Here is a 16,635-nt window from a genome sequence, read left to right as displayed (position 1 = left end):
GCCCCCGACCAAGAACGACAAGGACGTCGACTATGACCCATGCGCTGCTGTGCGAGGGCGTTCGGACCCCCATCGGGCGCTATGGCGGGGCGCTCAGCTCCGTACGGCCGGACGACATGCTCGCCCACGTGATCGGCGCGCTGATGGCGCGGGTGCCGGGGCTCGACCCGGCCGCGGTGGACGACGTCGTCGTCGGCTGCGCCAACCAGGCGGGGGAGGACAACCGCAACGTGGCGCGCATGGCGGTGCTGCTGGCGGGCCTGCCGGACACCGTCTCCGGCGCCACGATCAACCGCCTGTGCGGCTCGGGGCTCGACGCGCTGGGGACCGCGGCGCGGCTCGTCCAGGCGGGCGACGCGGAGGTGGCGATCGCCGGCGGGGTCGAGAGCATGTCGCGCGCGCCGTTCGTGATGGGCAAGGCCGAGACGCCGTTCTCCCGCAACGCCGAGATCTACGACACGACCATCGGCTGGCGCTTCGTCAACAAGGCGATGCAGAAGCGGTACGGCATCGATTCGATGCCCGAGACGGCCGAGAACGTCGCCGAGGAGTTCCAGGTGAGCCGCGAGGATCAGGACGCGTTCGCCGCCCGCTCGCAGGCGCGGGCCATCGCGGCGCGCGCATCCGGCCGGCTCGCCAAGGAGATCGTCCCGGTCGAGGTCCGCCAGCGCAAGGGCGATCCGATCGTCGTGGCGGACGACGAGCACCCGCGCGAGACCTCGGCCGAGAAGCTCGCCAAGCTGCCGACGCCGTTCCGCGACGGCGGCACGGTGACCGCCGGCAACGCGTCCGGCGTCAACGACGGGGCGGCGGCGCTCCTCGTCGCCTCGCCCGCGGCGGCCGAGCGCTACGGGCTGACGCCGATCGCGCGGATCACCGGCACGGCGACGGCGGGCGTGCCGCCGCGCATCATGGGCATCGGCCCCGCGCCGGCGACGGCCAAGCTCCTGGAGCGCAAGGGCCTGAAGATTTCGGACGTCGACGTGATCGAGCTGAACGAGGCGTTCGCGGCGCAGGCGCTGGCGACGTTGCGCCAGCTCGGGCTGCCGGACGACGCGGAGCACGTGAACCCCAACGGCGGGGCGATCGCGCTCGGCCACCCGCTCGGCATGTCGGGCGCGCGGCTGGCGCTGACGGCGGCGATCGAGATGCGCGAGCGGGGGGCGAAGCGGGCCGTCTGCACCATGTGCATCGGCGTCGGCCAGGGCATCGCGCTGATGCTGGAGCGCCCGTGAGCGCTCCGCGGGTCGCCCCGAAGGGCGGCCCGCTTCGTCGGCGCCCGCCGGGTCAGGCGTAGAAGTAGGCGAGGGCGCCGACGACCACGGCGGCGAGGATCACCGCGGCCCACAGGAAGTTCGAGTTCTGCCCCTGCGCCGCGGCGGCTTCCATCTGGGCGACTTCCGGCGCGGACGTCGGCGCGATCGGGGCCGCCGCCGGCGTCGCGCCGGGCACCGGTGCCTCGGCCGGGGCGGGCGCGGCGCTCGGCATCACCGGCTCGGCGCCGGCGTCCGTCGCATCGGCACCGCTCTCGGCCGCCGCCCCGGCGCCGACCTTCTCGGACAGGCACGAGAAGAAGTCGGACGCGTACTTCTTGGCGGTCGAATCCACCAGGCGCGAGCCGAGCTGAGCCAGTTTGCCGCCGATCTTGGCCTCGGCGGCATAGGTCAGGATCGTGTCCGCCCCGTCCTCGGCGAGGGTCACGTCAGCCTTGCCTTTGGCGAAGCCGGCGACGCCGCCTTTGCCCTCGCCCTGCAGCGTGTAGCCGACCGGGGCGTTCTCGTTGACGATCTCCACGTCCGCGTCGAACGTCGCCTTCACCGGGCCGACCTTGGCCGTCACCTTGGCTTTCATCGTGCCGTCGTCGGCCATCTCGAGCGACTGGCACCCGGTGATGCACGCGCGCAGGATCTCGGGGTCGTGCAGCGCTTCCCAGACGACCTGCCTGGGGGCGGGGATGCGGTGTTCGCCGGTAAGCTCCATCGGATGTCCTCGTCACTCGGAGTCTGGGATCGGCCCGGATGGGTCCGACTGTCGAGTGGCAAATTGAGCACTCAACTGCTCCACGGCAAGCGTCCGAACGTCGATCCCGACGCGAACCCCCGGCCATGATGGCAAACGTTTGATTGCATGCCGGCTTTACAGCGCCGGAAACTGCTGACCTAATCAGAATTAGAGAGAGCAAAAAATGCTCCGAAAATTAGGGAGGGTGGTAATGAGTACGGCTATCGCCGTGTTTCATGGTGCCTTCGGTCGTGCGGCGCTCTATCGGCTGAACCGGCCGCTGGCGCCGCATGCGCATCGCGAAGGGCACCTGATTTTCCTTGTCCGTGGGGCGGCCGGCAGTGTCGCGGTCGACGGGGTGCGCCACGTGGTTCACCCCGGCCAGAGCATCGCCATCAGCCCATGGCAGCCGCACGACTTCCAGCCGGGCGACTTCGGCGAGGGCGCCCTGTTCCTCACGCTCTACATCAAGCCGCGGTGGTTCGAGGAACTGTCGCGGGCGATGAACCAGGCCATGCGCTTCGGCGCGCCGACGCTGAAGCTCGATGCCGAGATGCGCGGCCGCGTGGAGCGCATCGCCGAGATCCTCGCCTCCGGCCACCAGTCCACGGCGCTCGCCGAGGTGACGGGGCTGACCCGCGCCGCGTTCGACCGGACCTGGATGCCGCGCTTCGGCGGGATCGCCGCCGGTTTGGGCCCGGCCCCCAGCGTGCGCGACTTTCGCATCCGCAACGCGCTGGCGCTGATGAACGAGCGCGTCGCCGACGTGTGTGCGCTGGACCGCATCGCGCGCGACGCGGGCATGTCGCGCCCGCACTTCTACAAGCTGTTCCGCCAGAACCTCGGCGTGACGCCCAACATGTACCTCAACACGTTGCGCCTGGAGCGCTCGATCGACCGCCTGGTGTGGTCGAGCGATGCGGTCACCTCCATCGGCCTCGACCTCGGCTTCGCGAGCCAGGCGAGTTTCACGCGCTTCTTCTCCAACAATGTCGGCATCGCGCCGACGGACTTCCGGCGCTGCTCGATGGTGTCCGCCGCGGCGTAAGCCGGCCGAGCGAGGCCGCTGAAAACAAGAGACTTTGGGGTACGGTGGCAAACGGGCCCCAAACTTAAGCTGCTCACCCGGTCAGATCGGCCGGCGCAGCAATCTTGGAGGCGCCCCGTTGGTTCGCTTCGCCGAACGCTACCCCATCCGGACCGCCGTCATCGTGCTGGCGGTGGCGGTGTTGCTGTGGGCGGTCTTCGCGCCGTGGCCGGAGGCCCTGGAGGATGCGATCGGCCGCAAGAAGATCTTTTTGAATGCCTTCTTCAACGGCATCACGTTGGGCGCGCTCTACTTCCTCGTCGCCTCCGGCTTCACGCTCATCTTCGGGCTGATGAAGAACGTGAACCTCGCCCACGGCTCGCTCTACATGCTGGGCGGCTACCTCGGCTACGAAGCGGCGGAGGCGACCGGGTGGTGGCTGTCGGCCTTCGTCGTGGCGTTCATCGTGGTGGGGGCGATCGGCATCGTGTTGCAGGTCGCCGTCTTCCGCCGCATGGAGGGGGACGACCTCAAGCAGACCCTCGTCACCATCGGCATCTCCATCGTCATCGCCGACCTGATGATGTGGATCTGGGGCGGCGACTTCTATCAGATCCTGCCGCCGGACTGGCTCTCAGGGCCGATCGACCTGCCGCTCATCACCGGCATCAGCCGCCGCTCGGGCGAGTACATCTACCTGACCTATCCGGTGGTGCGGCTCGCCATCCTGCTGGCGGCGATCGCCATCGGCATCGGCATGTGGCTGGCGCTCAACCGCACGCGCATCGGCATGCTGGTGCGCGCCGGGGTCGACGACCGCGACATGCTCTCGGCGACCGGCGTGCGCATTCAACGGGTCTTCGTCCTGGTGTTCGCCTTCGGCGCGGGCCTGGCGGGGATCGCCGGGGTGATCGGCGGCACCTTCCAGTCGATGGCGCCGGGGGAGGACACGCGCTTCCTCCTCGCCTCGCTGGTGGTGGTCATCGTCGGCGGCATGGGCTCCATTCCGGGGGCGGCGCTGGGGGCGCTCCTCATCGGCCTCGCCGAGCAGTTCGGCTCGGTCTATGCGCCCACCTATGCGGTGGTTCTGACCTTCCTCATCATGGTCGTCGTCCTGGCCTTCCGCCCGCAGGGCCTCGTCGCAGTGCGCCGCTGATGGCCGTCGTCGACGCGCCCTCCGAGACACCCTCCGGGACGCCGCCTCGTGCCGAGCGGCGCTGGTGGCAGCTCACCGGAATCCCGGTGCCCTATTGGATCGTCGGCCTGGTCCTGCTCTTCATGCCGGTCGTCGCGTCCGGCTTCGTGCTGTCGCAGCTTCTCGCCTGGTCGTTCATCCTCGGCATGGTCGCGCTGTCGCTGATGTTCCTCGCCGGCTACGGCAACATGGTGAGCCTCGTGCAAATGACAGTGGCCGGCGTCGCGGCCTATATGGTCGCGATCTTCGGCACTTCGGCGGTGGACACGATCTCGCTGGGCTGGCCCTTGTGGCTGGCGGTGCCGGTGGCGATCGGCATCGCGACGCTGTTCGGAACGCTCTCCGGCGCCCTCGCGGTGCGTACCGAGGGCATCTACACCATCATGATCACGCTCGCGATCGCGGCGGCGATGTTCTACCTGGTGCGCCAGAACTACGGCCTGTTCAACGGCTTCTCCGGCATCAACCAGGTGGCCGCGCCGGTGTTCTGGGGCGTCAACTGGCGCGCTCCGGTGCCGTTCTACTACATGAGCCTCGTGTGTGCGGTGGCGAGCTACTTCGCGGTCGTCTACGTCAAGCGCTCGCCGTTCGGGCTGGCGTTGCAGGGGGTGCGCGACAACCCGCGGCGCATGGCGGCGCTGGGCTTCAACGTCACCGCGCACCGCATCGCCGCCTATGCCTTCGCCAGCCTCATCGCCGGTGTCGCGGGGGTGCTGCTGGTGTGGCTCAACGGGCAGGTGTCGCCCGGCACGATCGGGGTGGGGCCGGCGATCGACATCCTCATCATCGCCGTCGTCGGCGGGCTGGCGCACCCCATCGGCCCGTTCCTGGGAGCACTGCTCTACGTGCTCCTGCGAACCTTCGCGCTCGACCTCCTGGTCTCCGTCGGCCTCGCGGGGGAGCGCTTCCAGCTGCTCATCGGCCTCGGCTTCCTCGTCGTGGTGTTCTTCTCGTCCGACGGGCTCCTCGGCATCTGGAAGCGGGTGCGCGAGCGGTCCCGGCGCGATCCTCTGACCGGAGAGGCCGATGGCTGAGACCGTAGCGCAGCGCCTCTCGACCACCGGCACCGCCAACGCGCTGGAGCTGCGCGGCGTCTCGCGGCTCTTCGGCGCGCTGGCGGCCCTGACCGACATCACGATGACCGTGCGCCCCGGCGAGCGGCGCGCGGTGCTGGGCTCCAACGGCGCCGGCAAGACGACGCTGTTCAACTGCATCACCGGCGATTTCGCTCCGTCGGGCGGTACGATCCGCCTCTTCGGCGAGGACGTGACCGCCTTTCCGCCCTACGAGCGGATCCGCCGCGGACTGCGGCGCACCTACCAGATCTCGCTGCTCTTCACCGGCCTCACGGTGATCGACAACGTCTACCTCGCGTGCCGCGGCGTCTCGCGCGGGCGCTTCTCGCTGCTGCGGCCGCGCCGCGGCGACCCGCTGCTCGCCTCCGCGCGCGACCTCGTCGACGCCGTGCACCTGAGCCACGTGCGTGACACGCAGGTCGCCAACCTCGCCTACGGCCAGCAGCGGCAGCTCGAAATCGCCCTGGCGCTCGCCGGTGCGCCGCGCTTCGTCCTCTTCGACGAGCCGGCCGCCGGCCTCTCGCCCACCGAGCGGCGCGAGCTGATCGAAATCCTGACCGGCCTGCCGGATCACATCGGCTACATGATCATCGAGCACGACATGGACGTCGCCCTGCGCGTTGCCGAGCGGGTGACGATGATGCACAACGGCCGCATCTTCAAAGAAGGGCTCCCTCACGAGATCGAGGACGATCCGGAGGTCCAGGAACTCTACCTCGGAGGCGGCCATGGCGGCCACTGACCAGGGGGTCGCCGATGGCGCCTAAAGCCGGTCCTCCCATCCTCGAGGTCAGGGGCCTCAACGTCTACTATGGCGCCTCGCACGCGTTGCAGGGGGTGGACGTCACGCTCGCGTCGGGGGTGCTGTCGGTCGTCGGGCGCAACGGGATGGGCAAGACCACCCTGTGCAAGGCGATCATGGGAATGGTGCCGTCGTCGGGCTCGATCCGCCTCGCCGGGGAGGAGATCCGCGGGCGCACGTCGACCGAGATCGCGCGCATGGGCGTCGGCTACGTGCCGCAGGGGCGGCGGCTGTGGCGCTCGCTCACCGTCGACGAGCACCTGCGCCTCATGGCCAAGCCCGGCGGCGCGTGGTCGCCGGAGCGCGTCTACGCGACGTTCCCGCGCCTGGCGGAGCGCAAGAACAACGGGGGCGGCCAGCTCTCGGGCGGCGAAAGCCAGATGCTGGCGATCTCCCGCGCGCTGCTCCTCAACCCGCGCCTGCTGGTGATGGACGAGCCGACGGAGGGCCTTGCCCCCGTCATCGTCGCCCATGTCGAAGACATGCTGCACAAGCTCGCGGAGGAGGGGGTCGACGTCCTCGTCATCGAGCAGAACATCGGCGTCGCGTGCGAGGTGGCGCCGAACGTCGCCATCATGGTCAACGGGCGGGTCGACCGGGTGCTCGACGCCGGCCAGCTCGCCGCCGACCGGGAGCTGCAGCAGCGCCTCCTCGGCGTCGGCCGTCACGCCCAGGACGAGACGCCGCAGCCCGACGCCGCCCCCGCCGAAGCAGCCGCCCCGGCGGCGCCGGGCGTGGCCAAGGTCTATGTCTCGAACCCGGTGGTGCCGACGCGCTGGTCCAAGCCCGTCCCGGTGCGCGTCCTCGAGCAGGCCGCCCGCACGCAGTCGACCAGCTCGGCCCGCTCCACGGTGGAGGAGGAGCTGCGCCCGCTGGCGGGGCCTGGCGAAGAGGTCGTCATCGTCGCCGGCACGCTCGACACCAAGGGCGAGGAACTGCGCTTCATCCGCGACGTCATCCGCGCCCGCGGCCACCCGGTGCGCCTGGCCGACCTCTCCACCGCGCCCGCCCATTCCGGCGCCGAGATTCCGGCGCACCAGATCGCCGCCTTCCATCCGCGCGGCGCGTCCGGCGTCTTCGTGTCCGACCGGGGCGAGGCGGTGGCCGGCATGACGCTCGCCTTCGAGCGGTGGATCGCCCGGCAGTCGGGCATCGCCGGCATCGTCTCGGCCGGCGGGTCGGGTGGCACGGCGATGGTCGCCCCGGCGATGCGCCGCCTTCCGGTGGGCGTGCCGAAGCTCATCGTCTCGACCATGGCCTCGGGCAACATCGCCCAATATGTCGGCGCGTCCGACATCACGATCATGCACGCGGTGGCCGACATCGCCGGCCTCAACGCCATCACCCGGCGCGTCCTCGCCAACGCCGCCAACGCGATGGCCGGCATGGTGGAGAGCCGCACCGCGATCCCCGCCGGCCTGCCGCCCGTGGCGATCACCATGTTCGGCGTCACCACCGCGTGCGTACGGCTGATGACCGACGCGCTCAAGCGCGACCACGAGTGCCTCGTCTTCCATGCCACCGGCACCGGCGGGCAGGCGATGGAGGCGCTGGTCGACCAGGGTCTCGTCAAAGCCGTCATCGACCTGACCACGACCGAGGTCGCCGACATGCTGTGCGGCGGCAGCCTCGCCGCCACGGACGACCGGTTCGGGGCCGTGATCCGGCGCAAGGTGCCGTGGGTCGGCTCGGTCGGCGCGCTGGACATGGTGAATTTCGGCCCGCCGGAGACCGTGCCGGAGCGCTTCGCCGGCCGCCGCCTGCACCGCCATAACCCGCAGATCACGCTGATGCGCACGACGCCCGAGGAGAACGGGCGCATCGGCCGCTGGATCGGCGAGCGGCTGAACCGGATGGACATCGCCCATCTCCTCATCCCCGAGGGCGGCATCTCCGCGATCGACGCGCCGGGCGAGCCCTTCTGGGACCCCGCCGCCGACCGCGCCCTCTTCGACGCCCTGGAGGGCACCGTGCGCCAGACCGCCTCACGCCGCATCGAGCGCGTGCCCCATCACATCAACGATCCGGCCTTCGCGGCCGCGGTCGTCGCCGCCTTCCGCGCGCTTTCGGGCGGCGATCGCAAGCGGCGCGCCTCGTGAGCGTGCCGCCTCGCGCCGAACTCGTCGCCCGCTTCCAGGACATGAAGCGCCGCGGCGTGCCCATCGTCGGCGGCGGGGCCGGCACCGGGCTCTCGGCCAAGTGCGAGGAGGCCGGCGGGATCGACCTCATCGTCATCTACAATTCCGGCCGCTTCCGCATGGCCGGCCGCGGCTCGCTCGCAGGGATGATGCCCTATGGCGACGCCAACGCCATCGTCATGGACATGGCGCGCGAGGTGCTGCCGGTGGTGCGCCACACGCCGGTATTGGCGGGCGTGTGCGGCACCGACCCGTTCCGCCGGATGGACGTCTTCCTCGACGAGGTGAAGCGCATCGGCTTTTCCGGGGTGCAGAACTTCCCCACCGTGGGCCTGATCGACGGCACCTACCGCAAGGGCCTAGAGGAGACCGGCATGGGTTACGCGCTGGAGGTGGAGATGATCCGCCTGGCGCGCGAGCGGGACCTCCTGACGACGCCGTACGTCTTCAGCGAGGCGGAGGCGGCGGCGATGGCCGGCGCGGGGGCCGACATCATCGTCGCCCACTTCGGCCTGACGACCGGCGGCACCATCGGCGCCGAGACGGCGGTGCGCCTGGAGGACTGCCCGGCGCGGGCCGACGCCTGGGCCGCCGCCGCGCTCGACGTCAATCCCGACATCCTGGTGCTCGTCCACGGCGGCCCGATCGCCGAGCCGAAGGATGCGACCTACGTCCTCGCCAATTCCCGCAACTGTCACGGCTTCTACGGCGCATCGTCGATGGAGCGGCTGCCGACCGAGCGCTCGCTGACGGCGCAGGTGCGCGCCTTCAAGTCCTCCGTCGCCTGAGCCTGGCGGCCCGCTTGCCGGGGGGAGCGGCGCGCACTACTCGTGCGCCATGCGCACCCGGATCAAAATCTGCGGCATCGGCTCGGCCGAGGAGGCACGTCTGGCGGTCGCCGCCGGGGCGGACGCGCTGGGCTTCGTGTCGGAGATGCCGATGGGGCGGGGGACGCTGCCGGACGGGAAAATCCGCGCTCTGGCGGCGAGCGTCGCGGTGGAAAGCGTGCTCCTCACCGCCCGGCGCACCGCCGCCGCGATCGCCGACCACGTGCGCGCGACGCGCCCGTCGGCGGTGCAGATCGTCGCCCATATCGATCCCGCCGAATCGGCCCGCCTCGCCGTCCTCCTGCCGGATGTGAAGCGCCTTCAGGCGGTCCACGTGGAGGGGCCGGAGGCGGTCGACCTCGTCGCCGGCTACGCGCCGCACGTCGATGCTCTGGTGCTCGATTCCGGCCGCCCCAGCACCGATCCCGACGCGCTCGGCGGCACCGGCACCACGCACGACTGGACGATCAGCGCGCAGTGCGTGGCCGCGTCGCCCCGCCCGGTCTACCTCGCCGGCGGCCTCGACGCGCACAACGTCGCCGCCGCGATCGCGGCCGTACGCCCCTACGGCGTCGACCTCTTCAGCGGCGTGCGGTCGGGTCCGGCGCTCGACGCCGCCAAACTCGCCGCCTTCGTGCGTGCCGTCGCCGAGGCCGACGCCGCCCGCGGCTGACCGCCCCCCTGGCGTACGCGGCCCCGGCCGGTTCGTCGCCGCTCCAAAATCAGACCCACCGCAACGCGCTGCGGCGCAAAGCGCGTCACCATACCGGCAAAACACGAACCGGGAGCGACGCGCACCATGACAGGGGAACTCATCGGCGAGCTCATCTTGTGGCTCGTCCTGGCGGTCATCGTCATCTTCGTCGTCTACTGGGTGATGAACTGGCTGTACCGTCGGTCCACCAAGGAACACGCGTTCGTCCGGACCGGCTTCCTGGGCGAAAAGGTGGTGATCGACGGGGGCGCCTTCGTCTGGCCCATCATCCACGACATCACCCCCGTCGCGATGCACACCCTCCCGCTCGACGTGACCCGCGAGCGCGAGCATGCCCTCATCACCAAGGACCGCATGCGCGTCGACGTGGAGGCCGAATTCTACGTCCGCGTCCGGCCGGAGCACGACGCGGTGTCGCGCGCGGCATCGACGCTCGGCCGGCGCACGATGGACCCCGAGCGGCTCCACCCGCTGCTTGCCGGCAAGTTCGAATCGGCGCTGCGGATCGCCGCGGCCGAGATGCCGATGGGCGACATCCACGAGCAGCGCGGCACCTACGTCAAGCGCGTCAAGGAGCTGGCGCAGGAGGCGCTGGAGCAGAACGGCCTGGAGCTGGAATCGGTCGCCATCAAGGACATCGACCAGACCGCGCTCGAATTCTTCAACCCCTCCAACCGCTTCGACGCCGAAGGCCTGACGGCGCTGATCCGCGAGATCGAAGAGCGGCGCACCTTGCGCAACGAGATCGAGCAGGCCTCGATGACGCGCATCCGCACCCGCAACCTGGAGGCCGAGAAGGACGCGCTCATGATCGAGCGCGACTCCGAGCAGGCGCGCCTCGACCAGGAACGCGAGATCGAGTTCCGCCGCGCCCAGCAGCGCGCCGAGATCGCCCGCGAGCGGGCCGAGCGGCAGACCGACGCCGAGCGCGCCGAGATCACCGCGCGCGAGAACATCGAGCTGGCGCGGATCGCCAACGACCAGTCGATCGCCGAGGTCCGCATCCAATCCGAGCGTGAGATCCGCCAGCGCGAGATCGACCGTCAGCGCGCGCTGGATGCGGCCGAGATCTCCGCCCGGCGCGAGACCGACACCGCCCGCATCGAGCAGGAGCGGGCCGTCTCCGAGGCGCGCATCACCAACGAGCAGGACGTCGAGGCGCGCGAGATCGCCCGCCGCCGCCTGATCGACGAGACCGAGATCGCCGCCCGCGAGGCGACCGACCGCGCCCGCGCCGAGCAGGAGCGCGCCGTCGCCGAGGCTCGCATCGCCAGCGAGGAGGCTGTCCGCGCCCGCGAGATCGCCCGCCAGAAGACCCTCGAGGCGGCCGAGATCGCCGCCCGCGAGGAGACCGAGAAGGCGCGCATCCTGCAGGACCAGGCCATCGTCGACGCGCGCATCGCGTCCGAGGAAGAGACCCGCCGGCGCGAGATCGCCCGCTCGCGCGCCGTCGAGGAGGCCGAGATCGAGGCCCGCGAGGCGACCGAGAAGATGCGTATCGCCGAGGCCGCGGCCACCAGCGAGGAGCGCATCGCCACCGACCGCCGCGTGCGTGAGTTGGAGATCGCGCGCCAGGAGGCCATCGAGGCCGCCGAAATCGCGATGAGCCGGGCGATCGAGGCCGCGCGCATCGCCCGCGAGAAGGCCGTCGCCGCCGAGCGCATCGCCATGGAGCAGGACGTGCGCGAGCGCGAGATCGCCCGCGCCCGCGTGGTCGACGAGGCGGACATCACCGCCCGCCAGGCCGTCGAGCAGGCGCGCATCACCACCGACGCCAAGATCGACGAGGCCCGTATCACCGCCCGCGAGGAGGTCGCCCTCAACGAGACGCAGTCGGAAGAGCGCACCGAGGCCGCGCGCATCGCGGTGGAGAAGATCCTGCGCGCCGAGCGCATCGCCGCCGAGCAGGACAGCCGCGAGCGGGAGATCAGCCGCGAGGGCGCGGTCGACGCCGCCGACATCCGCCGCCGCGACGCCATCGAACGCCAGCGCATCGACATGGAGCTGGGCCTGGAGATGGAGCGCATCGCCGCCAGCCAGGAGCGCGAGGTCTCCGATATCGACCGCAAGCGTGCGGTGGAGGAGGCCGAAGAGGCCCGCATCATCGAGCTGGCCGCCAAGCGGACCGAGCGTGCCGCGGCGGACGCCCGCGTGAAGCGCGCCGAGATCGAGGCCGGCCGCGACGTGGAGAAGGTCGGCATCGAGCGCGAGCGGGTGCTCGACGCGGCCAAGCTGGAGCGTCGCCGCGCCAACGAGCAGCTCGAGATCGCCCGCGTCCAGGCGCTGCGCGAAGCCGAGATCGCCTCGACGGAGGACATCGAGCGCGCCCGCATCGCCTCCGAGCGGGGCCTCGACGAGGCGCGCATCGGCCACGAGACGGAGCGCCGTCGCCGCGAGGTCGCGCGCGAGCGTGAGGTGGAGCTGGCGCAGATGGAGAAGGCCATCACGCTCTACGCCAAGTCGCTGGAGGAGAGCGCGGCGCGCATCTCCGCCGACACCGAGCGCGCCCGCGCGGCCGAGGCCGAGGAGCGCGTCAAGACCGTGCGCGAAACCGAGGAGGCGCAGCGCCGCAAGACCATCGACGTGCTGATGGCCGAGAAGGCCGCCGAGGAGGCGCGCCACGCCGCCGACGCGGAGAAGCTGCGCACCGCGGTCGAGGCGGAGGCGCAAAAGCTCATCAACGAAGCCGAGAACGTCCTCTCCGATTCGGCGCGCGTGTCGGTCTTCCGTCGCCGCCTGCTGGAGCGGATCGAGGGGATCGTCGCCGCGTCCGTCAAGCCGATGGAGAAGATCTCCGACATCCGCATCGTCCAGCTCGACGGGGCGCACAACGGGGGCTACGGCGGCGAAGGCCGGCAGAACGCGACGGACGAGGTCATCAACTCGGCGCTGCGCTACCGCATGCAGGCGCCGCTGGTCGACAGCCTGCTCGCCGACATCGGCATCGAGGGCGGCTCGCTCTCCAAGATGCCGGGCCTGATCCGCGAGGCGTCCGACATGCAGCGCATCGCCCGCGAGAACGGCGGCTCGGGCGGCGGCTCGGGCGGTGGCAAGTCCGGCTCGGGCGGCGAGAAAGCCGAGAGCAAGAGCGCCGGCGGGGCGACCAAAGAAACGAAGGGCTCGTAACGTGCCACGTGTCTACGTCTCGACGGTGATCAACGCGCCTGCGTCCGAAGTCTGGGCGCGGGTGCGGGACTTCAACGCCCTGCCGCGCTGGCATCCGCGCATCCGCGAGAGCCGCATCGAGGACGGCCTGCCGTCCGACAAGATCGGCTGCGTGCGCGCCTTCCGCCTGCAGAACGGCGATGCCCTGCGCGAGAAGCTGCTCGGCCTCTCCGACTACGACATGTTCTGCACCTACGCGATCCTCGAAAGCCCGATGCCGCTGACCGACTACGTCGCGACGCTGCGCATCACCCCGATTACCGACGGCGACCGCACCTTCGCCGAGTGGTCGGCCGACTTCGTGTGCGCGGAGGCGGACGCGGACGATCTCGTCGCCGGCGTCGGCGGCAACGTCTTCCAGGGCGGTTTCGACGCCCTGAAGCGCCACTTCACCCGGTGATCCGATGGCGCATGCGGGCCCTCCTAGCAGCCACGTTGGTGGCGATCGCGGCGGGGCCCGCCGTGCCGTCGGCGGCCCAGACGCTGGCGCCCTATCGTCTGACGCCGGACGCGCCGCCGGGCGGCCCGCGCTATTGCAAGCACTTTCCCTCCTACCGGGACGCGGCCGCCTACTGCCTCGCCACGTTCGGGACGACGGTGGGCTGCGGCGGGCTCGACCGGGACCGCGACGGCTTGCCGTGCGAGTGCAACGCCGGCGGGGCGGAAGCGGACACGCGCGCCTGCCAGCGCTGGCGGCGGGACAACCAGTGAGACCCGCCGCGGCGAAGGGGGCGACAGGCGCCGCCCCGTCGGTTCACCGTGGCGCCGGCCGTGACCCGCTGGGGCTCGCGGCCGCCCGACACAACTCGCGGAGTGCGCCGATGCCCGATCCCTTCTCCGACCCCGCCGCCGCGGACGACGCTCTCGTCGCCATCATGATCGACACGCTGGAGGCGCGCGGCGTCGACCCGGCAATGGTCCCGATCGTCGATGCCTACCTGGAGCTTCTCGCCGCACACGCGCCGCGCCGCATCGTCGAGATCGGCGCCGGCACCGGAGCGGTCGCCCGGCGCATCGCCGCGCGTTTCCCGCAGGCGGAGGTGCACGGGGTCGACCCCTCGCCGCAGTTCATCGCCGTGGCCGAGAGCCAGCCGGGTCCCAACCTCAGCTTCGCCGTGGGCGATGGCCGATCGCTCGCCGAGCCGGACGGCAGCGCCGACGTCGCGCTCCTCCATACGGTGCTCACCCATGTGCCCGATCCGGCGCCGCTGGTGGCCGAGGCGGTGCGCATCCTGCGGCCCGGCGGCGCGCTGGTGGTGTGCGATGCGGACTTCTCCAAGCTCACCATGGCCGCGTTCGAGGGCGATCCGCTGGGCGCCTGCTCCAGGGTGTTCGTGGAGAACTACGTCACCGACCCCTACCTCGTCGCCAAGCTCCCGGCACTCGCGGCCGCGGCAGGGCTGACGGTCGCCCACTTCAGCCTCGCCAACCGGCTGGACCGGGGCCACGGCGCGGGCGTGGGGCAGCTTCGCATGGCCAACTCGGTGATGGTGGCGCAGGGACTGATCGGCCAGCCGTTCGCCGACGCGCTGGTCGCCGAATACGAGCGCCGCTCCGACGCGGGCACGATGTACGGCTTCATGCCCTTCGCCACCCTCGTCGCGACGAAGGACGGCTGACGATGGTCAAGATCGTCACCTCCACCATCATCGACGCGCCGGTCGAGGCGGTGTGGGAGGTCGTGCGCGACTTCAACGGCCACGACCGCTGGCATCCCGCCGTCGCCGACTCGGTGATGGAGCGCGGCGCGCCGACGGACAAGGTCGGCGGTGTGCGGCGCTTCCATCTCGCCGACGGCTCCGAGCTGCGCGAGCAGCTACTGGCGCTGGACGACGCCGAGATGACCATGAGCTACTGCCTGCTCGACACGCCGGTGCCGCTCCTGAACTATGTCGCCCACTGCCGGCTGCTGCCGGTGACGGACGGCGACATGACCTTCTGGCACTGGGAGTCGCGGTTCGACACGCCGAAAGGCCGCGAGACCGAGCTGAAGACCACGGTGACGAACGACATCTACCTCGCCGGCATGAACGCCGTGCGGGCCTATGTCGGCGAGCGTGGGTCGTGACCCGTGGCCGTGCGGGGCGGAGCGATCCGCAACGGGCGGCGACATGACGGTCCGGACCACGGGAAAAGGGCGCCGTTCCGAGCGCCCACGGAATGAAAAAGGGCGCCGGTCCGCATCGGGCGCCTGCATGGGGAGGACGAGATGCCGGTAAGCGTTGCCACCTACGACTCGCTCAGCGAGGCGGGCCGGGCGTTCGCCGAACATCGCGGCGCGCGCGTCTATTCCGGCGGCACCCTCGTCATGCGCGCCGTGAACGAGGGGGACGTCACGTTCGACCGCCTCATCCGCATCACCGATCGCGCCTATGGCGACATCGCCGTCGGCAGCGACGTGCGGCTCGGTGGCGGGGTGACGATGGCGCAGATCGTGGCCCACCGCGACCTCGGCTTCCTCGCCCCGGTGGCCCGCGTCATCGGCGGCCCGCAGGTGCGCCAGGTGGCGACGGTCGCCGGCAACCTCTTCGCCCCCGCACCCTACGGCGACCTCGCCGGCGCGCTCGTCGCGCTGGGGGCGCAGGCCGAGATGGTGGGCGGCAGCCGCACCCCGGTGGAGGAGCTGGTGAAGGGGGGCGGGAGCCGCGCCCTGGTCGCCGCGGTGATCTTCCCGCGCCCGCAGGGGGAGCTGAAGTTCGTCAAGGTGAGCCGGGTGAAGCCCAAGGGCGTCGCGCTGATGTCGATCTCGGCATCGATACCGCGCGGCTCGGGCGAGGCACGCATCGTCTTCAACGGCATGGGGCCGCACCCGATGCGCGCGGTCGCCGCCGAGCGGGCGCTCTCCGGCCGCGCCGGCGATCGTGACGCCATCGCCCGCGCCGCCTCGCAGGCCGCCGAAGGGCTCGACCCGTCCGACGACGGCCTCGCCACCGCCTGGTACCGGCGCGAGGTCGCCGGCGTTCACCTGAAGCGCCTGCTGGAGGCCCGCTGATGGCCAAGACCCCGATCGCGTTCACCCACAACGGCGACGAGCGCGCCGTCTTCGTCGACGACGGCCAGAACCTCCTCGACATGCTGCGCCGCACCGCCGGCGACCTGACGCCCAAATATGGCTGCGGGCAGGGGACCTGCGGCGCCTGCACGGTGCTCGTCGACGGGGCGCCGCAACTCGCCTGCCTGACGCTGGCCGAGACGGTGAACGGCCGCGCGATCGACACGGTCGCCGGTTTGGGAGACGGCCGCCTCACCGCGCTGCAGAAGGCGTTCATGGACAATTTCGCCGCCCAGTGCGGCTATTGCACGGACGGGATGCTGATGTCGGCCTCCGCGCTCCTGAAGCGCAATCCACGGCCGACGCGCGAGGAAGTGGTGGAGGCGATCTCGGGCAACCTGTGCCGGTGCACCGGCTACGAGGCGATCATCGACGCCGTGCTGGCGGCCGCGCACGGCCCCTCGACGGCGGCCCGCCGGTGAGAGCGCCCGCGCCGGATCCGCGCAGCGCCGCGTGGTCGGTCCCCGTCGCGCTCTCTTGCGCCGGGGCCGGCGGTGTCGACGATGCCGCGACCGACCCGAATTGCGAGGACGATCTCGCCCTCGCCGTGCTCACGAACCATCCCGGTCGCACCGCCGAAGCGGCCATGACGGGGGTCGTGCAGCGCCTCTACGCCACCTACGGCCACGGGGGTTGA

17 protein-coding genes are annotated in these 16,635 nt (G+C 71.2%); 16 read left to right on the top strand and 1 reads right to left on the bottom strand.

Features of this window, described 5'->3' with window-relative positions:
- Positions 1–32: 32 nt before the first annotated feature.
- On the top strand, positions 33–1,235 hold the full coding sequence (gene pcaF / locus MRB58_RS01870; RefSeq protein WP_244779947.1) for a 3-oxoadipyl-CoA thiolase: 1,203 nt from the start codon (positions 33–35) through the stop codon (positions 1,233–1,235).
- Between the two features lie 52 nt (positions 1,236–1,287).
- On the opposite strand, the gene MRB58_RS01865 is transcribed toward pcaF, so the two are convergent.
- The gene (locus tag MRB58_RS01865; RefSeq protein ID WP_244779946.1) at positions 1,288–1,980 is read right to left on the bottom strand and encodes a CoxG family protein; all 693 of its coding nucleotides are present in this window, start codon (positions 1,978–1,980) and stop codon (positions 1,288–1,290) included.
- Between the two features lie 232 nt (positions 1,981–2,212).
- Between MRB58_RS01865 and MRB58_RS01860 the strand changes: the two genes are divergently transcribed.
- The 15 genes from MRB58_RS01860 to MRB58_RS01790 all read left to right on the top strand — a co-directional run bounded on the left by MRB58_RS01860 (position 2,213) and on the right by MRB58_RS01790 (position 16,635).
- Positions 2,213–3,049: an AraC family transcriptional regulator gene (locus tag MRB58_RS01860; protein ID WP_244779945.1), complete on the top strand. Its 837-nt coding sequence runs from the start codon at positions 2,213–2,215 to the stop codon at positions 3,047–3,049.
- A gap of 118 nt (positions 3,050–3,167) precedes the next feature.
- Positions 3,168–4,184: a branched-chain amino acid ABC transporter permease gene (locus MRB58_RS01855; protein ID WP_244779944.1), complete on the top strand. Its 1,017-nt coding sequence runs from the start codon at positions 3,168–3,170 to the stop codon at positions 4,182–4,184.
- On the top strand, positions 4,184–5,257 hold the full coding sequence (locus tag MRB58_RS01850) for a branched-chain amino acid ABC transporter permease (RefSeq protein ID WP_244779943.1): 1,074 nt from the start codon (positions 4,184–4,186) through the stop codon (positions 5,255–5,257). Before MRB58_RS01855 ends, MRB58_RS01850 begins: the two co-directional genes overlap by 1 nt.
- Positions 5,250–6,041 carry an ABC transporter ATP-binding protein gene (locus MRB58_RS01845; RefSeq protein ID WP_244779942.1) on the top strand — a complete coding sequence of 264 codons (792 nt, stop codon included), beginning with the start codon at positions 5,250–5,252 and terminating at the stop codon, positions 6,039–6,041. The genes MRB58_RS01850 and MRB58_RS01845 overlap by 8 nt, the downstream gene beginning before the upstream one ends.
- 14 nt (positions 6,042–6,055) lie before the next feature.
- Positions 6,056–8,200, top strand: coding sequence for an ABC transporter permease (locus MRB58_RS01840; RefSeq protein ID WP_244779941.1), 2,145 nt, complete (start codon positions 6,056–6,058; stop codon positions 8,198–8,200).
- Positions 8,197–9,027 (top strand): phosphoenolpyruvate hydrolase family protein, encoded by an 831-nt coding sequence (locus tag MRB58_RS01835; protein WP_244779940.1) that lies wholly within the window; start codon positions 8,197–8,199, stop codon positions 9,025–9,027. The genes MRB58_RS01840 and MRB58_RS01835 overlap by 4 nt, the downstream gene beginning before the upstream one ends.
- 49 nt (positions 9,028–9,076) lie before the next feature.
- A complete protein-coding gene (locus tag MRB58_RS01830) occupies positions 9,077–9,739 on the top strand; it encodes a phosphoribosylanthranilate isomerase (RefSeq protein WP_244779939.1) in 663 nt (220 codons plus the stop codon).
- 126 nt (positions 9,740–9,865) lie between these two features.
- Positions 9,866–12,907, top strand: a complete 3,042-nt coding sequence (locus MRB58_RS01825) for a flotillin family protein (RefSeq protein ID WP_244779938.1) — start codon at positions 9,866–9,868, stop codon at positions 12,905–12,907.
- 1 nt (position 12,908) lies between these two features.
- Entirely contained in the window at positions 12,909–13,346 is a 438-nt protein-coding gene (locus tag MRB58_RS01820; RefSeq protein ID WP_244779937.1) for an SRPBCC family protein, read from the top strand.
- An 11-nt stretch (positions 13,347–13,357) separates the two neighbouring features.
- A complete protein-coding gene (locus tag MRB58_RS01815; RefSeq protein WP_244779936.1) occupies positions 13,358–13,657 on the top strand; it encodes a hypothetical protein in 300 nt (99 codons plus the stop codon).
- 110 nt (positions 13,658–13,767) lie between these two features.
- Positions 13,768–14,565: a trans-aconitate 2-methyltransferase gene (locus MRB58_RS01810; RefSeq protein WP_244779935.1), complete on the top strand. Its 798-nt coding sequence runs from the start codon at positions 13,768–13,770 to the stop codon at positions 14,563–14,565.
- Between the two features lie 2 nt (positions 14,566–14,567).
- Positions 14,568–15,014 (top strand): SRPBCC family protein, encoded by a 447-nt coding sequence (locus MRB58_RS01805; protein ID WP_244779934.1) that lies wholly within the window; start codon positions 14,568–14,570, stop codon positions 15,012–15,014.
- A 141-nt stretch (positions 15,015–15,155) separates the two neighbouring features.
- Positions 15,156–15,938, top strand: a complete 783-nt coding sequence (locus tag MRB58_RS01800) for a xanthine dehydrogenase family protein subunit M (protein ID WP_244779933.1) — start codon at positions 15,156–15,158, stop codon at positions 15,936–15,938.
- Positions 15,938–16,420, top strand: a complete 483-nt coding sequence (locus MRB58_RS01795) for a (2Fe-2S)-binding protein (protein WP_244779932.1) — start codon at positions 15,938–15,940, stop codon at positions 16,418–16,420. The genes MRB58_RS01800 and MRB58_RS01795 overlap by 1 nt, the downstream gene beginning before the upstream one ends.
- Positions 16,417–16,635 (top strand): hypothetical protein, encoded by a 219-nt coding sequence (locus MRB58_RS01790; protein WP_244779931.1) that lies wholly within the window; start codon positions 16,417–16,419, stop codon positions 16,633–16,635. Before MRB58_RS01795 ends, MRB58_RS01790 begins: the two co-directional genes overlap by 4 nt.

The organism is Acuticoccus sp. I52.16.1 (assembly GCF_022865125.1).
Taxonomy (GTDB): domain Bacteria; phylum Pseudomonadota; class Alphaproteobacteria; order Rhizobiales; family Amorphaceae; genus Acuticoccus.
The sequence above is the reverse complement of the archived record's forward strand: the minus strand, read 5'-3'. Positions and strand labels throughout refer to the sequence as shown.